The sequence below is a fragment of the Oceanicaulis sp. HTCC2633 genome (assembly GCF_000152745.1).
GTDB lineage: Bacteria > Pseudomonadota > Alphaproteobacteria > Caulobacterales > Maricaulaceae > Oceanicaulis.
In genome coordinates this window covers 1,397,032-1,420,611 of record NZ_CH672428.1, presented here as the reverse complement: position 1 = coordinate 1,420,611, position 23,580 = coordinate 1,397,032, and the positions used below count along the sequence as shown (strand labels likewise).

Below are 23,580 nucleotides of genomic sequence, written 5' to 3'. Positions count from 1 at the left end.
GGGGCGCCACACTAGAGGGAGCGTCCATTGTGACGCAGAAAATGGCGAACGCGAAGATGCGCGATTACGAACCGATGTCTGACGAGACAGGGTACGTCCCTGTTGACGCGGTGTTCAGCGCGCCGGCGCCGGCGCTTGAAGGCGTCAGCCTGGGCGAACGCCTGCGCCTGAGCCGGACCCATGCCGGTCTGACCCTCGACAGCGCATCCGCCCGGACCCGCATCAAGCGCGATTATCTCGACGCCCTGGAGACGATGGACCCGCGCGGTCTGCCGTCCAAAGCCTATGCTGTAGGCTATCTGCGCACCTATGCCGCTTTCCTCGGGCTCGACGTCGCTGACTGTGTGCGCCAGTTCAAGGCGGAAGTGGATTGCGACGCCGGCCGGGGCGAACCGACCGCGCCGCAGGAACGCCGCGAGATCAAGCTGCCGCGCGGACTTGTGGGCGCCGTACTCATTCTGGGCGGCGTTGTGGTCGCGGCCGGCTGGTATGGCAATTACGTCACCCGGGCTGAAGCCTTCGCCGGCGCCGCGGCGCCGATGGATGCGCTCATGCGCGCCGAAGCCCCGCTCGTCGAGCTGGAAGCCTCTGCGCCGAGCCGCGCCGCCATCTGGTCGGGCCTGCCGGACGCCAATGCCGGCAATACGCTTGTTCTGGAAGCGGGCGGTCGGGTCGACATTGAAGTGCGGGACGCGTCTGGCCGCATCCTCGCCGCGCGCGAGCTGGAACCGGGCGAACTCTATCGCGCGCCCGATGAGCCGGGCCTTACGATTTCCACGAATGATGCAGGCGCCGTGCTGGTGCGCGCCGCCGGACGTCCGCTCGGCCCGCTGGGCGAACCGGGTCAGGCAGTCGACAATGTCTCGGCCGCCGAGTTCGTGCTGACCGCGCTTCGGGAAACGGAAGCAGGCTAACACTGCACTTGTGTGAGGCGGCGGCAGGAACGGGGCTCGCGTGACCCCGCTTGAATGCTTATATCCCAGTGAGACTGAAACCCTCTGCCAAGCGAGGCGGCGACATGGCGGTTGAAGACCACACCAAGGTGCGGCCCTGGCGGATGATTGACCGTCGCAAGAGCCGTCAGATCCATGTGGGCAATGTGGCGGTGGGCGGCGATGCGCCGATTTCGGTGCAGTCCATGACCAACACGCCCACCTCGGACGCCAACGCCACGATCAACCAGATCCGTCAGCTGGAAGACGCGGGCGCGGACATTGTGCGCGTCTCCTGCCCGGACACGGACTCCACCGCCGCCTTCCGGACGATCGCGAAGGCCGCAAAGGTTCCGCTCGTCGCCGACATCCATTTTCACTACAAGCGCGGCATTGAGGCCGCCGAGGCGGGCGCGGCCTGCCTGCGGATCAATCCGGGCAATATCGGGTCCATGGATCGGGTGAAGGAAGTCGTCTCCGCCGCCCGCGATCATGGCTGCTCGATCCGGATTGGCGTCAATGCGGGTTCTCTGGAGCGCGAGCTTCTGGAGAAGTATGGCGAGCCTTGTCCCGAGGCCATGGTGGAAAGCGCGCTCAACCATGCGCGCATCCTCGAGGATCTCGATTTCCGCGAATACAAGATCTCGGTGAAGGCGTCCGACGTCTTCCTCACCGTGGCCGCCTATCAGGCGCTTGCCGAAGCCACCGATGCGCCGCTGCATCTGGGCGTCACCGAGGCGGGCGGCCTGCGCACGGGCGGGGTGAAAAGCTCGATCGGCATGGGATCGCTTCTGTGGGCCGGGATCGGGGACACCATCCGCGTCTCCCTGTCCGCCAACCCGGTCGAGGAGATCAAGGTCGGCTACGACATCCTCAAATCGCTGGGTTTGCGCACGCGCGGCGTGAACATCATCGCCTGTCCCAGCTGCGCGCGTCAGGGCTTTGACGTCATCAAGACGGTTGAGACGCTGGAACAGCGGCTCGAGCACATCTCCGAACCGATCTCGCTGTCCATCATTGGGTGCGTGGTCAATGGACCGGGTGAGGCGGCCTATACCGATCTCGGCTTCACCGGCGGCGGCAAGGGTTCTGGCATGCTCTACTTCGCCGGACAGGCGGACGAGAAGGTCTCCAACGAGACCATGATCGAGCGCATCGTCGAAGCGGTCGAGGACAAGGCCGCGAAGATGCGGGCCGAACGTGAAGCGGCCGAAGCCGCCGCGCAATAGCGTCCAGTTTACGCTTTCCAGCAGGTCCGGCTTGCGCTTAGCTGCTCCCCGAGCCGCCATCAGAGCGGCCCTACAGGGGAGTAGACGATGTTTCAATCCATGATGACGCCAGTCCTGATGCTGGTGTGCTGGACGCTGATCATGTGGCTGTGGATGTACGCCACGCGCATTCCGGCCATGCAGAAGGCCGGGCTCAAGCCCGCCGAACTCAAGGAAAAATCCCAGCTCGACGTGCTGCCGCGCTCGGTGCGTCAGGTGGCCGACAACTACAACCACCTGCACGAACAGCCGGTCGTGTTCTACGCCCTGGCGATCTACAGCCATCTGGTGGGCGTTGCAGACCCGCTCAATATCGGACTGGCCTGGGCCTATGTGATCCTGCGCGTGGCGCACAGCATCTTCCAGGCGACGGTGAACTTCGTGCCCGTGCGGTTCGTGCTGTTCAGCCTTTCGAGCATCGTCCTGATCGTGATGGCCGTGCGCAATCTGCTCGCCCTGATAGTCTAAGCGGGCTTCCGGGCGCCTTAGGGCGTCCGGCCTGCCGCCTCGGCGAACAGGCGCGTGATCTCCGGCTCGACGCTGGAGAAATCACCGTACTCATCGGTCTCGGTATTGATGTTCAGCGCCACGGCCATGCCCAGCTCAGGGTAGAGGATGAGCCAGCTCATCGCGCCGCGGCTGACCCCGCCGTGGTGGACGATGCGCACGGGTGCATCCTCGCCGAAACGGGTGGTGTTTTGCGGGTTCACCCGCCAACCGATCGCATAGCTTTGCTCATTCACTTCGCCGGAATTCAGACGCATGGGCGTCCAGAATTGTTCGCGAGTGGCTTCGGAGATGTAGGCGTCATCCAGCCAGGCGCTGGCGACGCGCACCAGATCGATCGAACGGCTGTAGAGCCCGCCGCTCGGCCAGCGCTGGCTGACATTCACCGCGCCGCGTGGGCGCACCTGGCGTTGATTGCGGCTCTCATAAAAGCGCGCAAGGGTGTCTGGCTCCGGGCCGGAATTGGCCAGGACCGGGGTTTGCAGATCCAGCGGCGCGCGCACTTCACGCTCCAGCAGGCTGGCATAGTCCTCGCCCGCGGCGCGCTCGGCCAGGACGGCTGCCAGAACGATATCGAACGAGCTGTAATAGAAGCTTTCGCCCGGCGCAGAGAGCAGGCGGGCGTCGTCCACCAGCATCAGGCTGTCTTCAACATGATCGAACTGGCGCTTCATGCGCAGGGTTTCATAGGCGTCCGGCCAGTCTGAATTGTTCTCATAGCCGGGAAAACCCGCCGTGTGCGACATCAGCTGATCGAGTCGGATCAGGTTCCAGTCCGGGTTCGGCGCGTCGGGCAGGTGATCGCTGACCGTGTCATCAAGCGCCAGAGCGCCCTGATCCACAAGCCGGGCGATCATTGTGGAGGTCATCGCCTTGGAGGTGGAGCCGATGCGGAAGAGGGTGTCGGGTGTGGCGGGGGTTTGCGTTTCCACATTCGACCAGCCCGAACCCGCCGCCCAGACCAGCTCGCCATCCACGGCGACCGCGGCTGTCATGGCGGGCACGCCCAGACGCTGACGCGCCGTTTCAAGCACATTGGCCGCTTCAAGTCCCGCCGCTTCAAACCGGGCGTCAAGGATCTCCACAGTGGGCGCGGGCGCATCGGGCAGCGCCTTCCAGCCCCATTGCGTGGCGATGAACGTCCAGCCTGCTGCGATCAGGGCGAGGCCCAGAACCAGCTTGAGCGCAAAATTGAGTGATGATGGCATGTCTTTTCCCAGCGATTGCCCTGCTGCAGGGCCAGCCTTGCCTGAAAGGCCCGACCCGGCGATGAACAGAGACGTATACGTTACAAGGGATGAGTCATGACCCGGATTTACGGACTAAAAAACTGCGATACCTGTAAAAAGGCTGTGAAGTCCCTGCAGGCTGCCGGTGTGGCGCATGACTTCATCGATATTCGCGCCGAGGCGGATCTGGCCGATCGGGTTCCGGTCTGGCTGGCGGCGGTTGGCGGCAAGGCGCTCATCAATACACGCTCCACCACCTGGCGCGGCCTGGATGAGACGCAGCGCCTTCGTGCAGACTCCGATCCGGCGGGCCTGCTGATCGAGACTCCGACTCTCATCAAGCGCCCGGTGATCGAGAATGATGACGCGGTCACCGTCGGCTGGTCGCAGGATGTGCTGAACGGGCTGACGTCAGACTGACGCCAGCCCGAGGCAGGATCAAAGCTGGGTGATGCAGCCGATCAGGGCGACCACGCCGCCGCGGGCGTCATTGACCGTGGATTCCAGCCGATAACCCTTTTCCGTGCGGGCGATGTGAACGCCGCGATTGTTGTACATGTCGCGGAAAAGCGCATCCATGTCGGACGGGGCCTTGTCGAGCGTCTTGATGTTGGTGCCGTTATCCTTGGTGTAGGGAACAGCGAACTGAAGGGCGATCCTCAGATCGGTTGTCTCCTTGGAGGTGAAGACCATCACGCCTTCCGAACCGCGGAAACCGATATTGCGATCGGCGAAGAAGACGCCGACGCAAACCGAGTTGTCAGGGTCTCCCGGCGCGAAGAAGAAGCGTGACTTGAGCTGGACCTTGGGCGAATCCAGATCGCCGGTCTGGTTGTCCTGCATGAAGGACTTCATCTCGCCATGCGCCATGTAGAGATCGTATCCGCTCTCTCCATCCAGCCCTTTGCGCCAGTTGTTGACGACGAAGTTCTGATCGGTGTTGTTCATGACGATGCCGAGAATCTTCTTCGGGTTCTCGAGCAGCAGATACAACAGGAACGCCACCAGGATGATGATCACGGTCGCGACCGCCGTCTTCATGCCCAGCGAGGTCACGCCTGTTTTCACAGCACTGAGGAGAGCGGCGCCGCCGCGCAGCGCCTTGATCGTGTAGAACGCCATGGGCGTGCCGACAGACACAAGGCCGCCGGCGACGATCTCGATCGCCAGCTGTCCTTCGCTCTTGGCGGCGGACATGTTCTCGAAGCGCTTGGTGAGCGTGAAGACATAGTCATACACGTCCTGACCGCGATAGGTGGCGATGACCTCGGCATTGTGCTCTGAGACAATGTAGTTGGGCTCGATCTCGACGGCGTCGCCGTCGTCCTTGAGCATGGCTTCGAACTCCGGCGCCAGCTCGGAGGGATCGAGATTGCTGTCCGCCTCGGTGCGCGCGACCTGCTCCAGCGCCGCTTCCATCAGCATCATCTGGGCCTGACGGCGACGCTGGGACAGGCTGAGCGCCGGGTTCGTCAGGACGGAGTCCAGCCTGATGCCGTACCGCGCATTGAGCCGTTCAATGACCTGCATGGCGAATTCCGCCGGCGAGAGGCCTTCGTGGTGATCGATTTGCATGATGCATCTCCCTGTGCGCGTAAATCGCGCTACCTGGAGTCGTATATTCGGAGGCGATGAATCACAATCTCAAAGAGAAAAAATCTCTCATGAGGGGATTATTCTGGCGCTGCTGTTCCCGCATCCCGGCCATGCGTACAAAAGACTTTCCGCCGTCAGACGACAGCGTTAAATCCTTGGGTATGAAAAAATCCATCTGTGTGTATTGCGGCTCCAATCCGGGCGCCGCAGCTGAATACGCCCGCGCAGCGAAAGCGGTGGGCGTCAAACTGGCTCAAAACGATATCCGCCTGGTCTATGGCGGCGGACAGGTCGGACTGATGGGTCTTGTGGCGGACGCCTGCATTGATGCCGGCGGCGAGGTGTACGGGGTCATTCCCGACTTTCTCCACCAGAAGGAGATCGCTCATCCGCGCGTGCAGGACATGCACATCGTCACCTCCATGCACGAGCGCAAGCTGATGATGGCGGAAGCCTCTGACGCCTTCATCGCCATGCCCGGCGGCATCGGCACGATGGAGGAGCTGTTCGAGGTCTGGACCTGGTCCCAGCTGGGCCGGCACAAGAAGCCCGTCGGCGTTCTGAATGTCAGCGGCTATTACGACAAGCTCCTCGGCTTCATCGATCACATGACCGAGGAAGGCTTCCTGCTCGACAAGCACCGCGCCATGCTGGTGCGGGGCGAGACCATTGAAGAGCTGCTTGAGAAGTTCGAAGCCTTCGAACATCCCGGCATGATCGCCACGCTTGAGGCGGGGCAGGTCTGAAACCCGCTCCTGCTGCAGCCTCACCCCCTTTCCAAAACACGCGCCCGGGCGTAACTGATCGAGCATGAGTATTCAGGACGCAAAGCTGGACCAGGTCATTGACCGGTTCGATCAGGTCGAGGCGCGTTTGAGCGCTGCCGCGGACCCCGACGAGATTGTGAAGCTTTCCAAGGAGCACGCCGAGCTCAAGCTGGTGGCCGAAAAGGCGCGCGAGCTGAAAACCGCGCGTGAAAGCTTTGAAGAAGCCGAGGCCATCATCGAGGATGGCTCTGACCGGGATATGGTCGAGCTGGCCGAGGAAGAGCGCCAGGAGCTCAAGAAGCGACTGCCGGGCCTGGAACGCGAGCTGCAATTGCTCCTGATCCCCAAGGACCGCGATGACGATGCTTCCATCATGCTGGAAATCCGCGCCGGGACGGGCGGGGATGAAGCCGCGCTGTTCGCGGGCGACCTGTTCCGCATGTATGAGCGCTACGCCTCCAATCACGGCTGGAAGGTCGATGTGGTCGAGGCGTCCGAGGCGGAAGTCGGCGGTTACAAGGAGATCGTCGCCTCGGTCAGCGGCAAGGGCGTGTTCGGCAAGATGAAGTTTGAATCCGGCGTGCACCGGGTTCAGCGTGTCCCGGTCACCGAATCCGGAGGACGCATTCACACCTCCGCCGCAACGGTGGCGGTGCTGCCCGAGCCCGAGAATGTCGAGATCGACATCAAGGACGAGGATATCCGCATCGACACCATGCGCGCCTCCGGCGCGGGCGGTCAGCACGTGAACAAGACCGAGTCCGCCGTGCGGATGACCCACATCCCCACCGGCATTGTCGTGGTGAGCTCGGAGAAGTCCCAGCACCAGAACCGCGCCATCGCCATGCAGGTGCTCAAGGCGCGCCTGTATGAGAAGGAACGCCGGGAGAAGGATGAGGCAAGGGCGGCCGAGCGCAAGGGCCAGGTCGGCTCGGGCGACCGGTCCGAACGCATCCGCACCTATAACTTCCCTCAGGGCCGGGTGTCGGATCACCGCATCAACCTGACCCTCTACAAGCTCGACGAAATCCTCTCCGGCGATGCGCTGGACGAGGTGATCGACGCGCTACTGTCCGAAGACCAGGCCGCCAAGCTCGCGGCGATGGAAGAGGCTTGAGCGGGCTGACCCGCTCAGACCGGCTGCGCCTCGCGGCAGAGCGTCTGAAAGCGGCGGGAATCGATGAGGCGGCTGATGACGCCCGCCGCCTTTTGCTGGCGGCGTTCGAGGGATCGCCTGCCCGGCTTCTGACCGAGATGGCGTCTGAGATGCCGGATGCAGAGCTCGAGCGCTTTGACGCACTCATCGGGCGTCGGGAACAGCGCGAGCCGCTGTCTCACATCCTCGGAACCCAGCCCTTCTGGACATTGGAGCTCAAGGTCACGCGCGACGTGCTGACCCCGCGAGCAGACACGGAAACCCTCATTGAAGCGGCGCTGGCGGCTTATCCGGATCGCAGGGCGCCCTTGCGCATCCTCGACATCGCCACCGGGTCGGGCGCCATCATCCTGGCGCTTCTGAGTGAATTTCCGAACGCGACCGGCGCCGCCACCGATATCAGCGAAGCGGCTCTGGCGGTGGCGCAGGAGAATGCGGATCTCACCGGGCTCGCCGACCGGGTGAGCTTCCAGCATCAAAGCTGGGCGGACGGGCTTGAAGGCCCGTTTGATCTGCTGGTCTCCAATCCTCCCTATATCGCGACCGCGGTGATTGACGAGCTGGAGCCTGAAGTGCGGGCCTATGAGCCGCGCATGGCGCTTGAGGGCGGGCGGACCGGGTTCGAGCCCTATCCGCATCTGTTCGCCGAAGCGTCGCGCCTTCTGGTTCCGGGCGGGCTCGCCCTGTTCGAGATCGGCTATGATCAGGGTGTGCGGGCGCGGGAGGCGGCGTCCGAAGCGGGTGCGAAAGAGACGCGCATCCTCAAGGATCTGGCGGGTCATGATCGGGTCGTGAGCCTGCGGTTTTCCGTCTGACCGCTTCTGCGTGCAGAAAAGTGTTGGAATCTCCCCGCAGCTGCGTCTAGGGTGCGGTCAAGTCCAGCGGGTGATGCAGGTCGGAGCAGGGGCTGTTCTGACGCGATTACCGGGCGCCCCGCTGACCCATTGGCCCATACGCTATCGAGTTCGACCGCAATCTTCTGTTTGCGTTCGCGCCGATAGACGCGGATTTCGCGGATCGTGTCGGCTGGAACGGTATCAACAACCCGAAAAGAGATCAGGTTCTTGAACATGAAGCGTCAACGCGGACGAGGCCGAAAGGCCGGATCGCCCAGTAACCGCTCGTATGAGAGCAACGGGCCGGACGTCAAAGTTCGGGGCGCCCCCTCTCATATCTATGACAAGTACATGCAGCTCGCGCGCGACGCCTCTTCCGCAGGCGACCGGGTCATGGCTGAAAACTACTATCAGCACGCCGAGCACTATCTGCGCATCATGCAGGCGAACCAGCCCAAGCGCGATGAGCGTGACGACCAGAACAACTCTGGCGACGACTCGGATGCGAGCGATGACGCCGCTGACAACGGCAATGAGAACAACGCTGACACTGCGGGTTCGGCTTCGTCGGAAGACGCGCCGCGCCAGCGCCGCCCGCGCGGCCGTCGCCGGCGTGAGGACAATTCCAGCGATGATCCTCTGCAGGTGGTCGAGCCTGAAGGCGCTGACGCCTCTTCCTCCTCGGATGCGGGCGACGACCAGCCCTCGGGCGAGGAGAAGCCCAAGAAGCGCACCCGCACACGGCGCACCAAAGCGGATATCGACGCCCAGAAGGCGCTCGACGCTGCGGAGGGGGACTCCGAAAAAAAGGATAAGGGCGAAGCAGCCTGACCGGCTGGTTCGCACCTGTTAAGGAAAAGGCTGGAGCCTCGCTCCAGCCTTTTTTGTTTCCGGTCCCGGTATGGGCGGTTAACCGCCGCGGCCAAGGCGACGCAGGCGTCGCCAGAACCGCCGCCGTTCCGGGCGGGGCTGGGGCTTGAGATTCTGGACGAACTCCTCGGCGCAGGCGCGCCAGGAATATTTCTCGGCATAGGCCCGGCAATCCTCGCGCTTCATCTCAAGCGCTTCCAGGCAGGCGGTCTTCAGGTCGTCATTGACCGAGCCCGCCTTGGAGCCGGGAATGATGTCCTTGGGGCCGTTCGCCACATAGGCGGCGACGGGCGTGCCGGTCGCCATGGATTCCAGAATCACGAGGCCAAAGGTGTCGGTGAAGCTGGGAAAGACCATGACGTCCGCGTCCGCGAAATGGCGCGCCAGCTCGTCGCCCGACTTGTTTCCGGTGAAGATCACTTCGGGATAGTTTTCCTTCAGCTCCTCCAGTTGCGGGCCGGGGCCAACCACCACCTTTGTGCCGGGAAGGTCGAGGTCGAGGAAGGATTCGATGTTCTTCTCGACGGCGACGCGGCCGATATACACGAAGATCGGACCTTCAACGCCTTCATAGACGCTCTTGCCGCCCATATGGCGCTTGTCGGGATGGAACAGCTCGGTGTCCACGCCGCGCGCCCAGGGGGTGATGTTGTTGAAGCCGCGCTCGGAGAGGAGATCGCGCATGGAGGGGGTCGCCACCATCAGGCGGTTGCCCGAATTGTGGAAGCGCCGCATGAACCAATAACCGGCCGAGATCGGAATGAACGGGAAGCGCGCATTCACATATTCGGGGAATTTGGTGTGATAGCTCGTGGTGAAGGGCAGCTTCCACTTCAGACAGATGGCGCGCGCCGCCTGTCCCAGCGAGCCTTCGGTCGCGATATGGATGGCTTCGGGCTCGAACGCCTTGAAACGGGCTTCAAGCTCCTTGCGGGCGCCGACCGCCATCTTGATCTCGGGATAGGTCGGCAGCGGGAAGGTCTTGAACCCGAGCCCGGGATGGATCACCTCCACCTCATGGCCCATGGCCCGGCACTCCTCGACCGTGCGCGACAGCGTACGCACGACGCCATTGACCTGCGGCTCCCACGCATCGGTGACCAGCATGATGCGCAGCGGCGCGCTTTCCTCCATGGGAAGGACCTCCAGAACCTGTCTCTATTCAGGCCGGTTTAGCGCGTTTTCGCCATTTGTCGAAGGGCTGTCGGCGCCATTCTCCGGAACCTCCGGCTCCGGCCTGACGACAGCGCGTCAGCTGTGGAACGCTTCCCTGACTGCGCCGTTGATATGGTGTCCAAGCTTTGTCTGCGCTCCCAGGGCGCAACATGGACGTCCGAGGCAATCTTCAGAGGAGGACCTGTCAGCAGGCAGGATCTCGCCAAAAAACCAGACTTGGCGGATTTCCCGCGCAGCAGGCGCGATATCCAGCGCATGCAGGTGTCCACAGAAATAGATTATCAAATCTATACAAGCACTAATGCGCTGTTCGAAATAGAAAATTTCAACTCGGAAATCTGCCCGGAATAGGATTGCTGCAATCAAAATCTGCGATGAAGTAAAGTTCAAAGGGCGTTGTCATGAGTCGATCTGTAATTGAATATGCTGAAGTTAATTTAGTTATTTTCAGCTCAAAATAAAATCTATGCAGTTATGCTGCATTGCGATGTTCTGCGGACTTGTACTGATTGTGAATAGCTGGGGTTGAATTCTATGACTTCAGCAAGCATTGTCCGCTCTAACAGGGCCGGATGCGCCGGCCGCTCCGGGTTCGAGAGGCTTTGGACCATGCGCGATTGGACAGACGTATCTATCGATTGGGATGCACTGGACGGCGAGAAGTTCGCTGATGAACGCCAGGCGGCCCGCAAGCTGGAAGACGCAGTCGGCTTGAGCCCTGAAGGGCGACAGGCGGCCAGCGACGCCGCGATCAAGCTCGTCGAGAAGGCGCGTGAGACGCGTCATGGCGGCGGCCTGATGGAGAGCTTCCTTCAGGAGTTCGGTCTGAGCAACAAGGAAGGCTTGGCCCTGATGTGTCTGGCCGAGGCGCTGCTGCGGGTTCCGGACGCGGAAACGGCCGATGATCTCATCGCCGAGAAGATCGGGTCCGGCTCCTGGGTCGAGCATGCCTGGAAATCGGACAACTGGCTGGTCAATGCGTCCACCATCGGCCTGATGATGACCGGTTCGATCCTCAAGGTGGATTCTCGCGCCGAGAAGAATCCGGGCGAATACTTCAAGCAGATGGCCGGACGTCTGGGCGAACCCGTCATCCGGACCGCCGTCAAGCGCGCCATGCGAATCCTGGGCGAGCAGTTCGTTCTGGGCCGCGACATCGAGAGCGCGATCAAGCGCGGCCGCGGCTGGAAGACCTATGGCAAGGTCAAGCCGCTCTTCAGCTTTGACATGCTGGGCGAGGGCGCCCGCACGGAAAAGGACGCCAAGCGCTATCTCGACAAATACCGTCACGCCATCCGCGTGGTGGCCGAGAAGCGCCAGAAGGGCTCGATCGAGGATGTGGACGGCGTCAGCGTCAAGCTGACCGCCCTGCACCCGCGTTATCAGGCCGTGCGTCAGGCGCAGGTGATGGAAGAGCTCTATCCGCGCGCGCTGGAGCTGGCCCAGATGGCCAAGGATGCGGATCTGGGCTTTAGCCTCGACGCCGAGGAAAGCGATCGCCTGGTCATTCAGCTGAAAATCTTTGACCGGCTCGCGCGCGAGCCCTCGCTGGCGGGCTGGGACGGCCTCGGGATCGTCATCCAGGCTTATCAGAAGCGCGCCATGAGCGTGCTCGAGAAGCTGATCGAGCTCGGCCAGGAAACCGGCCGTCGGTTCATGGTGCGCCTGGTGAAAGGCGCCTATTGGGATACCGAGATCAAGTTCGCCCAGATGAACGGTCAGACGGATTTCCCGGTCTGGACGACCAAGCCGGCGACCGATCTCAACTATCTGGCCTGTGCGCGACAGATGCTGGCCGCGCCGGACGCCATCTTCCCGCAATTTGCGACCCATAACGCCCACACCTTGTGCGCCGTGCGTCAGATTGCGGCCGAGACCGGCAATCCGCCCTATGAATTCCAGCGCCTGCACGGCATGGGGGAGCCGCTCTACGCCGCGGCTGCGCAAACCTATGCGGATCTGGGCGCGGTGCGCGTCTACGCTCCGGTGGGCAGCCATCAGGACTTGCTGCCCTATCTGGTGCGACGTCTTCTGGAGAACGGCGCCAACACCTCTTTCGTGCACGCCTTCCTTGATGAGGATGTGCCCGCCGCCGATGTGGCCAGCGGTCCGTTCAAGGCGGCGGCGACGCTTGATCGTCACCCCTTCATCTCCATTCCGGCCAAGCTGTATGGCCCGGATCGTCTGAACTCCAAGGGCATGGACCTGACCCAGGCGCGTGTGCGCGAGCGGCTCGCTGAGGCCCAGAAGGCATTCGACGAGAACGCGCCCTATGCCTGTGGTCCGATCATCAATGGCGATGCCCGCACAGGCGACGGCCAGGCGATGCACAGTCCGGCGGACAGGGAGTTCACGGTCTCAACCCTTCACGAGGCCACCGAAGAGGACGTGAAGACGGCGTACAAGATCGCTCATGACTCCCAGAAGGACTGGAACGCCAAGGGCGGACCGGCGCGCGCCAGGATCCTGCGCGACATGGCTGACGCGCTTGAAGCGAACACCGACCGGTTGATGGCGCTGATGGCGCGGGAAACCGGCAAGACCCTGCCGGACGGAATCGCCGAGGTGCGCGAGGCGGTCGATTTCCTGCGCTATTATGCGGTGGAAGCGGAAACCAAGTTCGGCGATCCGGTGCGTCTGCCCGGGCCGGCGGGCGAAACCAACCATCTGGGTCTGGCCGGACGCGGCGTGTTTGTCTGCATCAGTCCGTGGAACTTCCCGCTGGCGATCTTCACCGGTCAGGTGGCCGCCGCGCTGGCGGCCGGCAATTCCGTGCTGGCCAAGCCGGCCGAGCAAAGCCCGCTGATCGCCTATGAGGCCGTGAAGATCTATCTTGAGGCGGGCCTGCCCAAGGGCGTGCTCCATCTGTTGCCGGGCGACGGCAAGATCGGCGGCGCCCTGACAGAGTTGCCCGGCGTTGACGGCGTCGCGTTCACCGGGTCGACGGATGTCGCGCGGATCATCAACCGCACGCTCGCCGCCAAGGACGGCCCGATCGTGCCGCTGATCGCGGAGACGGGCGGCCTCAATGGCATGTTCGTGGATACCTCGGCCCTGCATGAGCAGGTGATCGATGACGCCATCAACTCCGCCTTCGGATCCGCCGGTCAGCGGTGCTCGGCGCTGCGTGTGCTTCTGATTCCCGAGGAGATCGGCGATCTGCTGATTGAGGGGCTCACCGGCGCCATGGACATGCTCACTCTCGGCGATCCGTCTGATCCGGCGACCGATATCGGCCCGGTCATCGACGCGGAAGCCCATGAGATGCTCCAGGAGCACGTCAAGGACATGGAGTCCCGCGCCAAGGTGCTCCATCGCGCGCCGTTGAGCGCCGAAATGGCGGCCAAGGGTGAGTATTTCGCGCCCACGCTGGTGGAGATCAGCTCTCTTGATCAACTGACCGAGGAGAAGTTCGGCCCGATCATGCATGTGATGCGCTACAAGCGCGCCGACCTTCAGAAGGTCGCCGGTCAGCTGGCGGACAAGGGCTACGGCCTGACGCTCGGCGTTCACAGTCGTCTGGATCGATTCGCGGACATGGTTCGCGCGGCGGTCCCGGTGGGCAATTGCTATGTGAACCGCAACATCACCGGCGCGGTGGTCGGGGTTCAGCCGTTCGGCGGCGAGGGCCTGTCCGGCACCGGACCCAAGGCTGGCGGTCCGCACTATATCTACCGCTTCGCGGCGGAGCATACCGTGACCATCAATGTGGCCGCCCAGGGCGGGGACCCCGAGCTTCTGTCTCTGGGTTAACCGGACGCGGAATGCGGGCTTTGCGGCTCGCGCCAGATATCCACAAGAAACCGCATTTATCCCCGGGCCCGGACTCCTTAACGAGTCCGGGCCCGGAGCGTTTTCTGGTAGGACTTTGTTTACGAAAAAAGCGGCTGGGAGCCGGTTTGACCCGTTGACGGTCAGATGGGACCCAAGCACTATATGTTGCGGTTTCCGGGGGAAGCCGCACACCATGTATAGGTTTTTCTTAAGCAGCGCGCGGGAAAACGGCCTCTCGCAGGCATAACGCGCGACGCTGAATTGGAGCGGGTAGAGATGACGCCTTTCGACCAAGCCCACGCTACCGGAGCCCGCACGCAGGAGTCCGCTTCGGCCCTGCGCGGCAAGCCCAAGGCTGTTCAGCTTCGACTGGTTGATAAGGTTAAGACCGATCCTTCGCGGGACGCGCTTCTGACCGATTTCGGCAAGAAGACCCTAGTCGACCGTTACCTGCTGCCGGGCGAATCCTATCAGGACATGTTCGCGCGGGTGTCGACGGCCTATGCCGACGATCTCGAGCATGCTCAGCGCCTTTATGACTACATGTCGAATCTGTGGTTCATGCCGGCGACGCCTGTCCTCTCCAATGGCGGCGCGGATCGCGGCCTGCCCATTTCCTGCTTCCTGAACTCGGTGGATGATTCGCTGGGCGACATCGTGTCGACCTGGACCGAGAATGTCTGGCTCGCCTCCAATGGCGGCGGCATCGGCACCTATTGGGGCAATGTGCGTTCGATCGGCGAGAAGGTCGGACAGAACGGACAGACCTCCGGAATCATCCCGTTCATCCGCGTGATGGATTCGCTGACGCTGGCGATTTCCCAGGGGTCGCTGCGTCGCGGTTCGGCGGCCGTCTATCTCGACATTCACCACCCGGAAATCGAGGAATTCCTCGAAATCCGCAAACCGTCGGGCGACTTCAACCGCAAGAGTCTCAACCTTCACCACGGCCTCAACGTCTCTGACGCATTCATGGAAGCCGTCGCCAAGGATGAGGAGTTCGAGCTGATCTCCCCGCGATCCGGCGAAGTGGTCAAAACCGTCAATGCCCGCAAGCTGTGGCAGAAGATCCTGGAAGTCCGCCTGCAGACCGGCGAGCCCTACATCCTGTTCTCCGACACGGTGAACAACAATCTGCCGGCTCACCAGCGCAAGCTTGGCCTGAAGGTGCGCCAGTCCAACCTGTGCTCGGAAATCACCCTGCCGACGGGCGTGGACCATCTGGGCAATGACCGCACGGCGGTGTGCTGCCTGTCCTCTCTGAACGCCGAGAAATTCCTCGAGTGGAAGGATGACGAGCGCTTCCTCGAGGACATCTTCCGCTTCCTCGACAACATCCTGCAGGACTTCATCGAGCGTGCTCCTGATGAAATGGAGCGTGCGAAATACTCTGCGGCGCGTGAGCGGTCTGTGGGGCTGGGCCTGATGGGCTTCCACTCCTTCCTGCAAAGCATGAACGTGCCGTTTGAGTCCGCCATGGCGCAGTCCTGGAACAAGCGCATGTTCCAGCATATCCGCCAGGGCGCCGACAAAGCCTCGGTCAAGCTCGCCGAAGAGCGCGGCGCATGCCCGGACGCGGCGGACAACGGCGTGAAGGCGCGCTTCTCGCACAAGCTGGCGATCGCGCCGACCGCGTCGATCTCCATCATCTGCGGCGGCACCTCGGCCGGCATCGAGCCGATCCCGGCCAATGTCTACACGCACAAGACGCTCTCGGGCTCCTTCACCGTGAAGAACCCGTATCTTGAGAAGATCCTTGAGGAGAAGGGCAAGAACACCCCGGCGGTGTGGTCCTCCATCCTCGAGCACGAAGGCTCCGTGCAGCATCTGGATTGCCTGGACGAGCTGGAGAAGGACGTCTTTAAGACCGCCTTCGAGCTCGATCAGCGCTGGGTCATCGAGCACGCGGCTGACCGCTCGCCCTATATCTGCCAAGCGCAATCGCTGAACCTGTTCTTGCCGGGCGATGTGAACAAATGGGACCTGCACATGCTGCACTGGTCGGCGTGGGAGAAGGGCGTCAAATCGCTCTATTACTGCCGCTCGAAATCGGTGCAGCGCGCCGCCTATGCCGGCGCCGGCGAGAAGGACGAGATGTCCAAATCACTCAGCGATGCTGCGCCCAAGGACTATGACGAATGCCTCGCCTGCCAATAGGTCGAATTTTTTTCGAATAAACGAAGAACCCCGGGCCCGTTCCGGGGTTCTTTGTATTTAATTCCATGAATTCTAAGCGGTATTAATTTTTATGAACTGTTAACCCTAAAGAAGGCTCCTTGATCAAAGAATGGCCATTGTTCATGGTATGATTTGAACAATGCAGGTTGAAGCCGATGGGGACCGGTATGACCACGCCGAATGTGAGCAAGGTGAGCAAATCCGCGCAGCACGCCAGCGTGCTGGCCGGCCTCCTTGCTGCGGCGTGTCTCACCTCGCTCGGCGGTCCGTGTGAGCGCGCTCAGGCGCAGCAGGGACAGGCCTCACAGGAAACACGCGCGATGATCCTCGGTCCGCTCCAGGCCGAGCTGGCGCCGGCGCGGCCCGCCCCGGACCGCAGCAATTTTGCGCCGGCGCAGGCGTTGGGACGGTCTCCGGGCTATATCGAGTTCATCGGCTCTGATTCGGCTACGGCCTTGCCGGATGCGGCCCGACTGGCGGGCGTGGCGCTCAGCGTTCGTGCGGACAGCGCAGCCATGGAAGGCTTCTCCGCTTTCTATCAGGCCGGCGCCACTCTGGTGCAGACGCCGTCGGGCGGGCGCATCTCGGTGTCGCTGTTTGACGGGCGCGCACCTGATGCTGCGCTGTCGGCCCTGTCGGATTCCTATGCCGACATCGCGGGCAGCGACCTTGACCCGGCCGGCCGCTCCAACCGTCGCATGACGCTGCGCTATGAAAACGCGTTTGACTCACCCGGCGGCCCGGAAGGGCTCGATGTGGGCGTCTCGCCGCGGGCCGGCCTGTCGATCGGTCAGGATGGCCCGGCCGCGGAAGCGGGCGCGACGGTGCGCCTGGGTCAGTATCTCGATGAAGGCTTTGGCGAGGAGCGCCCGGCCTGGTGGTTCTTTGCAGGCGCTGACCAGCAGGCGCTGATGTATGATCCGGGCGCAGGCTTTGACATGCGCAACGCGCTCGCCATGGGGCCCTATGCGACCGTGGGCGATGCACAGGCGGGCATCGCCGCCCGGTTTGGCGGCGCCGACATCTCCTTTGCCTATATCCAGCGTGAAACCCGCTATGCGTTGCCCAATGAATCCTGGGAAACTTCAGAAGGGTTCGCTGCGTTCTCATTGACGTTGCGTCGTTAAGCTGAGAACGCTGCGCCGATAGCGCGGCAAAGGGATTGCCCATCATGATCAGACTGGCGTCCGCGCTCCTTGGAGCTGCGGCCTTGATATGCGTGCACACGCCGCGCTCTGAGGCGCGTGACCATCCGGTTGACGCCCAGCCTGAAGATGGCGGCGTTCTGACCCTTGTGGTCGAGAACGACCTCTTTGGCGGTACGGACCGGAATTACACGAACGGCATCCGACTGGAATGGGTTGCGCCCGAGGATGAGGTGAGCCGCTGGCTGACCCAGGCCGCCCGCACCCAGCCTTTCGTCAATCTCAAGGGCGCGCGGGTCCGTCAGGGCTTCGCGCTCGCGCATACACTTTACACCGCCAGCGACATCACGCTCGAGAACCCGCCGCTCGACGATCACCCTTATGCCGCGCATTTGAATGTGAACTGGTTTGCTTCGGCGCGAACTCCGAACAGCGAACACACCATTCTCGTCGATGTGGGCATTATTGGTCCGAGCGCGCAGGGCGAGTTTCTTCAGACGAGCTGGCATCAGCTGATTGATGGCAAGGAGCCGCGCGGCTGGGACACCCAGCTTCATGACGAGGTGGTGTTCGCGATCTCTGGTCAGCGGACCGAGCGGATCCATCAATGGCGGATTGGCCATTACACCGCCGATGTGATGGGGCATGCCGGACTGACGCTGGGCACGCTGAGGACGGATCTGTCCGCCGGCGCGACGGTGCGATTCGGCACCGATCTGCAGGATGCGTTCGCGCCGCCGCGGCTGCGGCCGGCCCTCGCGCCGTCCAGTCTTTACACCCCGACACAACACATAGCGGCTTACGTCTTTGTCGGCGTTGGCGGCTATGCGGTGGCGCGCGATGTTTTCCTGGACGGCAATACCTATCGCGACTCGCGTTCGGTGGATCGCAATGTCTGGGTGGGGGATGTGCAGGCGGGCGCGGCGCTGCACATCAATTCCTACCGGCTGGCCTTTACGTATGTGGTGCGAAGCGAGCAGTATGCGAGCCAGAACGGCCCGCAACGCTTTGGCGCGATCTCGATGTCGCGCGCTTTCTAGCCCGCGGCCGGTTTGAGTCGCATCAAGGTCAAGTTTCTTCCCGCGTGGATAACCGGATTAATACACTGGTAACCGGACTCATTGCGACACAATATCTAGTGGAAGGCACCGCAATGAATTGTAGTGTTTTCTACTGAGCTTGACTGACCCTCAAGCTCAGTTCTGGTCATGATCGAGCCATAGCGCTTGGCATGGCGAGCAGTTGGCAAAAGCCAGCATACAATGGGGCCGTCGGTATTTTGCCGACGGCCTTTTTATTGGCTGCTTTGCGCCGGTTGAGCAAGTCCATATTTTTACCCTTCAAAAAATATGCAGCGTCCTACACGTCTGATAGGTTTGTGCTAGCTAAGCTGCGAGACCGCTATAATCGTGGATAATCTGATTAAGGTGCTAGTAACCGGAATCGAATTGCACAATATCTTGTGTGTGGGGCCGAGATCGATAGCTACCTGTCGTGTCAGGTGTGCGCCAAGCCCTTCGAACCGAACGCGCAGAGCCGAGAAAGAAACGCCATGCTTACCGTCGCTTCCGACCGCCCGGGCCTGTTGACTCCCAGCCTGACCTACAAGCCGTTCCGCTATCCGTGGGCGTATGATTTCTGGAAGGTCCAGTCCCAGGTGCACTGGCTGCCTGAAGAGGTGCCGCTGGGCGAGGACTGCAAGGACTGGGCGACCAAGTTGACCGACAAGGAGCGCAATCTGCTCACGCAGATCTTCCGCTTCTTCACCCAGTCGGATGTGGAAGTCGGCGCGAACTACATGGAAAACTACATGCCGCTCTTCAAACCGGTTGAAGTGCGCATGATGCTCGCCGCCTTCTCCAACATGGAGACGATCCACATTGCGGCCTATGCGCTGCTGCTGGAAACCATCGGCATGCCTGACACCGAGTTCTCCGCCTTCATGGAGTACGAGGAGATGGCGGCCAAGCACGACTATCTTGGCAAGTTCGGCTGCGAGACTGATCGCGACATCCTGACGTCCATGGCGGTGTTCGGCGGCTTCACCGAAGGCCTGCAGCTGTTCGCCAGCTTCGCCATGCTGATGAACTTCCCGCGCTTCAACAAGATGAAGGGCATGGGCCAGATCGTGTCCTGGTCGGTGCGCGATGAGTCGCTGCACTGCGAAGGCATGATGAAGCTGTTCCACACCTTCGCCGAGGAAACCGGCGCGCTGACCAAGGGCGTGAAGGACGATATCGCCGATTGCTGCAAGACGGTGGTGAGCCTTGAGGACAAGTTCATCGAGCTGGCGTTCGAGGCGGGTGAAGTCGAGGGCATGACCCCCGAGGACATCAAGAACTACATCCGCTACATCGCCGACTGGCGCATGAAGCAGCTCAAGCTGCCGACCATCTATGGCGTGGAAGAGCACCCGATCCCGTGGCTGACCGAGATCCTGAACGGGGTCGAGCACGCCAACTTCTTTGAAGCCCGCGCCACAGAATACTCCAAGGGCGCGACCCAGGGCGACTGGCATGGCGATGCCGGCGTCTGGTCGAACTTCGACAACATGATGATGAAGCGGTCCCTGACGGCGGGCGCGACGCCGGCGGAATAGGTCCGACCTTCTTTGCACTCATGCGGAACCCCGGTGGGCAGGGCTCGCCGGGGTTTTTCATGTCACCTGCTCGTGATTGGGTGATTGCGCCTTGGCCCTATAATTTGGGGCCATGATTGAACGCGATGCCTCATCTCTGCATTTCGGCGATCTCGGCGCGGTCCCGCCCGAGCAGCTTGTTGCGCATATGAATGATCCGCGCGTGGCGGCGCACCTGCCGCTCCTGACCCGTCGCTGGACGGTCGATGACGCTGTCGCGTTTCAGGCCGCCAAGGCTCAGCGCTGGCTCGAGGACGGGCTGGGGCATTGGGCGATCCATGCAGGCGATCGCTATGTCGGCTGGGGCGGGTTCGAGAAAGAGGGCGCGGCCTGGGATTTCGGGCTGGTGCTGACAGCGGAGGCGTTTGGCCTGGGGCGTCGCATCTTCCTGAAAGCGCTCGATTTCGCGCGCCAGGATGACCGGATCGATCGGATCAGCGTCCTGCTGGCGCCGTCCCGCAAGCATCTCTCCGCCCTGACGCGTTATGGCGCAGAGTTCGTGGGCGAGGATGAGCATGCCGGGCAGCGCTTCCTCAGATACGAGCTCACGCCATGAAAAAAGCCCCGGCCAGTGACCGGGGCTTAGTCTGTCTCGCTTGGCGCCAGACTAGAAATTCACGCGGCGGGCCGCCTGCAGGCTGTCCAGCACGGCCTTGGCGTCATCGCCGGGCTTGCGCTTGCGCTTGGCTTGCGGCTGGTATGCCAGCTGGGCATGGGCTTCGCAATAAGCGTTTCCGACGCCCGAATGACGGCCGCAGAAGCGGAATTCGGTATCGGTCGGGTCGCCGATCGGCCATTTGCACATGCCTTCACGCAGGGTCAGAACGGTGGCGTATTCACCGTTCGGCAGCTTGGCGGCATCCTTCGGCGCGGTCAGCGGCGCGGATTTGGCTTCCGCGATGACAGCCTTGGGCTTTACCGGTGCAGCTTGCGGCGCGGCAGCCTTGGCCACTGCGGGTTTGGCTGCAGCCGGACGGGGCGCGGGGCGCGGCGCCGGGCGACGGGCCGGACGCGAGGGCGCAGCGCGGCCGGACAGGCCCAGACGGTGCACTTTGCCGATCACGGCGTTACGGGTGACCCCGCCAAGCTGCTTGGCGATCTGACTGGCGCTCAGGCCATCGGCCCACAGCTTTTTCAGGGTTTCCACACGGTCTTCGGTCCACGCCATGGCGGTGCGCTCCTCGCCCAATTAAGCTCATCCACATATCCCACACCTAGTGATAGGGTCATTGCCTTGCCCTATATCTTGGGTATGAACACGAGATACAGTATCTGCTGAGGCGCTAGGCACAAGATGCCGACTCGAATCGCCCGTGGATAACTTCTTGCGCATTGCATGGCCTCAACAGGCCGCAACCGGCGTGCTAGATGCGCGTACAGAGCCTTAAGGGGAGTCGCTCATGTCAGATCAAGCCGCCTCGGCGCCGCAATCCACAGATGTTTCCACAATTCCCCAGCCGCGGCCTCTGGGCGCGGTGAACTGGCTGGGCCTGTGGACCCTTTACAAGAAGGAAGTGCGTCGCTTCCTGAAGGTGAGCTTCCAGACCGTGCTGGCGCCGGTGGCGACCACCTTGCTGTACATGATCGTGTTTTCGCTCGCGATCGGATCGCGCCGGGGCGAGGTGATGGGCGTGGACTTCACTGCCTTCGTCGCGCCGGGCCTGATCATGCTGGGCATGCTCAACAACAGCTTCGCGAACTCGTCCTCTTCCCTGATTGTGGCGAAGGTGCAGGGCAATACGGTCGACTTCCTGATGCCGCCTCTGTCTCCGGGCGAGCTGGCCGCCGCCTTCATCGGCGGCGCGGTGACGCGCGGCGTGATCGTGGGCGCGGCGACGGCGCTGGCCGTGGCGCCCTTTGTGGACGTCTCCATCAGCCATTTGTGGGCCATGCTCTATTTCGGCCTGTCCGCCGCGGCGATGATGTCGATGATCGGGCTGATCGCGGGGCTGTGGGCGGAGAAGTTCGACCATCTGGCGGTCATCACCAACTTCATCATCATGCCTTTGGCCTTCCTGTCAGGCACCTTCTACTCGGTCGAGATCCTGCCCGAGCCCTTCTATACGATCAGCCATGTGAACCCGGTCTTCTTCATGATCGACGGTTTCCGGTACGGCTTCATCGGCGCCCATGACAGCCCGCTTCTGATCGGCGGCCTTGTGGTTCTCGCCATCAACGCCGCGCTCCTGATCGCCTCCTATCTGCTTCTGCGCTCAGGCTGGCGCTTGAAGAGCTGACGCGTCTGGTCCTAGATCAGCGCATTCATATTTTTCACCCCCTTTCCACCCAGGGAGCCTTTCATGCCCAAGCCGTTGATGGACACCTATTCGCCGCCCAATCTTGATTTCGAGCGCGGCGAGGGCGTTTACCTGATCGAGAAGAGCGGTGAGAAATATCTCGACTTCATCTCGGGCATTGCGGTGAATGCGCTCGGGCACGCCCATCCCAAGGCTGTGGCCGCCTTGAAAGAGCAGGCCGACAAGCTCTGGCACACCTCCAACATGTTCCGGGTGCCGGGGCAGATCGAGCTGGCGGAGAAATACTGCCGCGACAGCTTCGCCGATCGGGTGTTCTTCACCAATTCCGGCACCGAGGCGGTGGAATGCGCGCTGAAATCGGCGCGGCACTATCATTTCGCCAACGGGCGCCCGGACAAGTACCGCATCATCACCTTCACCGGCGCCTTCCATGGCCGCTCCTATGGCGGCATCAATGCGGGCGGCAATCCGAAATACCTCGAAGGCTTCGGCCCGGCGATGGAAGGCTTTGATCAGGTCGAGTTCGGCGATCATGACGCACTGAAAGCCGCCATCACCGAGGAAACCGCCGCCATTCTGGTGGAGCCGGTGCAGGGCGAGGGCGGTGTGCGCGCCATCCCCGATGTGTGCCTGCGCGGCCTGCGCGAGCTGTGCGATGAACACGGGCTTCTGCTGATCTATGATGAAGTGCAGTGCGGCGCGGGCCGGACCGGCAAGGTCTGGGCGCACGAATGGGCGGGATCCGCACAGCCGGACATCATGGCGGTGGCCAAGGGCGTTGGCGGCGGCTTCCCCATGGGCGCCTGCCTGACCACGGACGCAGCGGGCGCGCACATGGTCGTGGGCACGCACGGTTCGACCTTTGGCGGCAACCCGCTCGCCATGGCGGTCGGTAATGTGGTGTATGACGAGCTGACCCGTCCGGGCTTCATGGACGAGGTGGTCGATATCTCCAACAAGCTGCGCCAGGCGCTGTCCGGTCTGGCGGACGAGCATTCGGACAAGGTCGAGGAGCTGCGCGGACGCGGCTTGCTGATCGGGCTGAAGCTCAAGGACGGCTACGGCAACCGCACGCTTGTCGGCAAGGCGCGCGATCACCATCTGCTCATGGGCGCGGCGGGAGACAATGTGGCTCGCATGGCTCCGCCTCTGATCATCAATGAAGACCATGTGCGTGAAGCAGTCAGCGCTCTCGACAAGGCGCTTGGCGAGCTGCAGCCTGAGTAACAGACAAGCGGAACGAGACGGAG

The 23,580-nt window shown here is 62.4% G+C and carries 21 protein-coding genes; 17 read left to right on the top strand and 4 right to left on the bottom strand.

Going from position 1 to position 23,580, the window contains the following annotated elements:
* The first annotated feature begins 41 nt into the window (after positions 1–41).
* From OA2633_RS06720 to OA2633_RS06710, 3 genes are all read left to right on the top strand, one after another.
* Positions 42–914 carry a helix-turn-helix domain-containing protein gene (locus OA2633_RS06720; RefSeq protein WP_009801753.1) on the top strand — a complete coding sequence of 291 codons (873 nt, stop codon included), beginning with the start codon at positions 42–44 and terminating at the stop codon, positions 912–914.
* A 104-nt stretch (positions 915–1,018) separates the two neighbouring features.
* Complete coding sequence (gene ispG / locus OA2633_RS06715) at positions 1,019–2,161, top strand: flavodoxin-dependent (E)-4-hydroxy-3-methylbut-2-enyl-diphosphate synthase (protein ID WP_009801752.1); 1,143 nt, start codon at positions 1,019–1,021, stop codon at positions 2,159–2,161.
* Between the two features lie 87 nt (positions 2,162–2,248).
* Positions 2,249–2,668, top strand: coding sequence for an MAPEG family protein (locus OA2633_RS06710; protein ID WP_009801751.1), 420 nt, complete (start codon positions 2,249–2,251; stop codon positions 2,666–2,668).
* Positions 2,669–2,685: 17 nt separating this feature from the next.
* Here OA2633_RS06710 and OA2633_RS06705 read toward each other — a convergent pair whose 3' ends face one another.
* Positions 2,686–3,915, bottom strand: a complete 1,230-nt coding sequence (locus OA2633_RS06705; protein ID WP_009801750.1) for a serine hydrolase — start codon at positions 3,913–3,915, stop codon at positions 2,686–2,688.
* A 96-nt stretch (positions 3,916–4,011) separates the two neighbouring features.
* Between OA2633_RS06705 and OA2633_RS06700 the strand changes: the two genes are divergently transcribed.
* Positions 4,012–4,356: an ArsC/Spx/MgsR family protein gene (locus tag OA2633_RS06700; RefSeq protein ID WP_040612514.1), complete on the top strand. Its 345-nt coding sequence runs from the start codon at positions 4,012–4,014 to the stop codon at positions 4,354–4,356.
* Positions 4,357–4,374: 18 nt separating this feature from the next.
* Here OA2633_RS06700 and OA2633_RS06695 read toward each other — a convergent pair whose 3' ends face one another.
* Positions 4,375–5,511 (bottom strand): hypothetical protein, encoded by a 1,137-nt coding sequence (locus OA2633_RS06695; RefSeq protein ID WP_009801748.1) that lies wholly within the window; start codon positions 5,509–5,511, stop codon positions 4,375–4,377.
* A gap of 182 nt (positions 5,512–5,693) precedes the next feature.
* Here OA2633_RS06695 and OA2633_RS06690 point away from each other — a divergent pair, with 182 nt between their 5' ends.
* The 4 genes from OA2633_RS06690 to OA2633_RS06675 all read left to right on the top strand — a co-directional run bounded on the left by OA2633_RS06690 (position 5,694) and on the right by OA2633_RS06675 (position 9,122).
* On the top strand, positions 5,694–6,278 hold the full coding sequence (locus OA2633_RS06690) for a TIGR00730 family Rossman fold protein (protein WP_009801747.1): 585 nt from the start codon (positions 5,694–5,696) through the stop codon (positions 6,276–6,278).
* A gap of 64 nt (positions 6,279–6,342) precedes the next feature.
* The gene (prfA, locus tag OA2633_RS06685) at positions 6,343–7,416 is read left to right on the top strand and encodes a peptide chain release factor 1 (RefSeq protein ID WP_009801746.1); all 1,074 of its coding nucleotides are present in this window, start codon (positions 6,343–6,345) and stop codon (positions 7,414–7,416) included.
* Positions 7,413–8,270, top strand: a complete 858-nt coding sequence (prmC, locus tag OA2633_RS06680) for a peptide chain release factor N(5)-glutamine methyltransferase (protein WP_009801745.1) — start codon at positions 7,413–7,415, stop codon at positions 8,268–8,270. The genes prfA and prmC overlap by 4 nt, the downstream gene beginning before the upstream one ends.
* Before the next feature lie 255 nt (positions 8,271–8,525).
* Positions 8,526–9,122, top strand: a complete 597-nt coding sequence (locus OA2633_RS06675; RefSeq protein WP_040612513.1) for a DUF4167 domain-containing protein — start codon at positions 8,526–8,528, stop codon at positions 9,120–9,122.
* Between the two features lie 78 nt (positions 9,123–9,200).
* Here OA2633_RS06675 and OA2633_RS06670 read toward each other — a convergent pair whose 3' ends face one another.
* Positions 9,201–10,277, bottom strand: a complete 1,077-nt coding sequence (locus OA2633_RS06670; RefSeq protein WP_040613189.1) for a glycosyltransferase family 1 protein — start codon at positions 10,275–10,277, stop codon at positions 9,201–9,203.
* A gap of 141 nt (positions 10,278–10,418) precedes the next feature.
* Between OA2633_RS06670 and OA2633_RS16065 the strand changes: the two genes are divergently transcribed.
* The 7 genes from OA2633_RS16065 (at position 10,419) to OA2633_RS06640 (ending at position 20,628) form a co-directional block, all read left to right on the top strand.
* Positions 10,419–10,688: a hypothetical protein gene (locus OA2633_RS16065; RefSeq protein WP_156776152.1), complete on the top strand. Its 270-nt coding sequence runs from the start codon at positions 10,419–10,421 to the stop codon at positions 10,686–10,688.
* Between the two features lie 258 nt (positions 10,689–10,946).
* Complete coding sequence (putA, locus tag OA2633_RS06665; protein ID WP_009801742.1) at positions 10,947–14,090, top strand: bifunctional proline dehydrogenase/L-glutamate gamma-semialdehyde dehydrogenase PutA; 3,144 nt, start codon at positions 10,947–10,949, stop codon at positions 14,088–14,090.
* A 297-nt stretch (positions 14,091–14,387) separates the two neighbouring features.
* On the top strand, positions 14,388–16,268 hold the full coding sequence (locus OA2633_RS06660; protein WP_009801741.1) for a ribonucleoside-diphosphate reductase subunit alpha: 1,881 nt from the start codon (positions 14,388–14,390) through the stop codon (positions 16,266–16,268).
* A 188-nt stretch (positions 16,269–16,456) separates the two neighbouring features.
* On the top strand, positions 16,457–17,416 hold the full coding sequence (locus tag OA2633_RS06655; RefSeq protein WP_009801740.1) for a lipid A-modifier LpxR family protein: 960 nt from the start codon (positions 16,457–16,459) through the stop codon (positions 17,414–17,416).
* A 44-nt stretch (positions 17,417–17,460) separates the two neighbouring features.
* Positions 17,461–18,474: a lipid A deacylase LpxR family protein gene (locus tag OA2633_RS06650; RefSeq protein WP_009801739.1), complete on the top strand. Its 1,014-nt coding sequence runs from the start codon at positions 17,461–17,463 to the stop codon at positions 18,472–18,474.
* Between the two features lie 512 nt (positions 18,475–18,986).
* Positions 18,987–20,033, top strand: coding sequence for a ribonucleotide-diphosphate reductase subunit beta (locus tag OA2633_RS06645; protein WP_009801738.1), 1,047 nt, complete (start codon positions 18,987–18,989; stop codon positions 20,031–20,033).
* A gap of 112 nt (positions 20,034–20,145) precedes the next feature.
* The gene (locus tag OA2633_RS06640) at positions 20,146–20,628 is read left to right on the top strand and encodes a GNAT family N-acetyltransferase (RefSeq protein WP_009801737.1); all 483 of its coding nucleotides are present in this window, start codon (positions 20,146–20,148) and stop codon (positions 20,626–20,628) included.
* 51 nt (positions 20,629–20,679) lie between these two features.
* On the opposite strand, the gene OA2633_RS06635 is transcribed toward OA2633_RS06640, so the two are convergent.
* On the bottom strand, positions 20,680–21,240 hold the full coding sequence (locus tag OA2633_RS06635; RefSeq protein WP_050752898.1) for a GcrA family cell cycle regulator: 561 nt from the start codon (positions 21,238–21,240) through the stop codon (positions 20,680–20,682).
* A 232-nt stretch (positions 21,241–21,472) separates the two neighbouring features.
* On the opposite strand from OA2633_RS06635, the gene OA2633_RS06630 reads away from it, so the two are divergent.
* Together OA2633_RS06630 and OA2633_RS06625 are read left to right on the top strand one after the other, a co-directional pair.
* Positions 21,473–22,309 (top strand): ABC transporter permease, encoded by an 837-nt coding sequence (locus OA2633_RS06630; protein WP_009801735.1) that lies wholly within the window; start codon positions 21,473–21,475, stop codon positions 22,307–22,309.
* 63 nt (positions 22,310–22,372) lie between these two features.
* Complete coding sequence (locus OA2633_RS06625; RefSeq protein WP_009801734.1) at positions 22,373–23,557, top strand: aspartate aminotransferase family protein; 1,185 nt, start codon at positions 22,373–22,375, stop codon at positions 23,555–23,557.
* Positions 23,558–23,580: the final 23 nt, after the last annotated feature.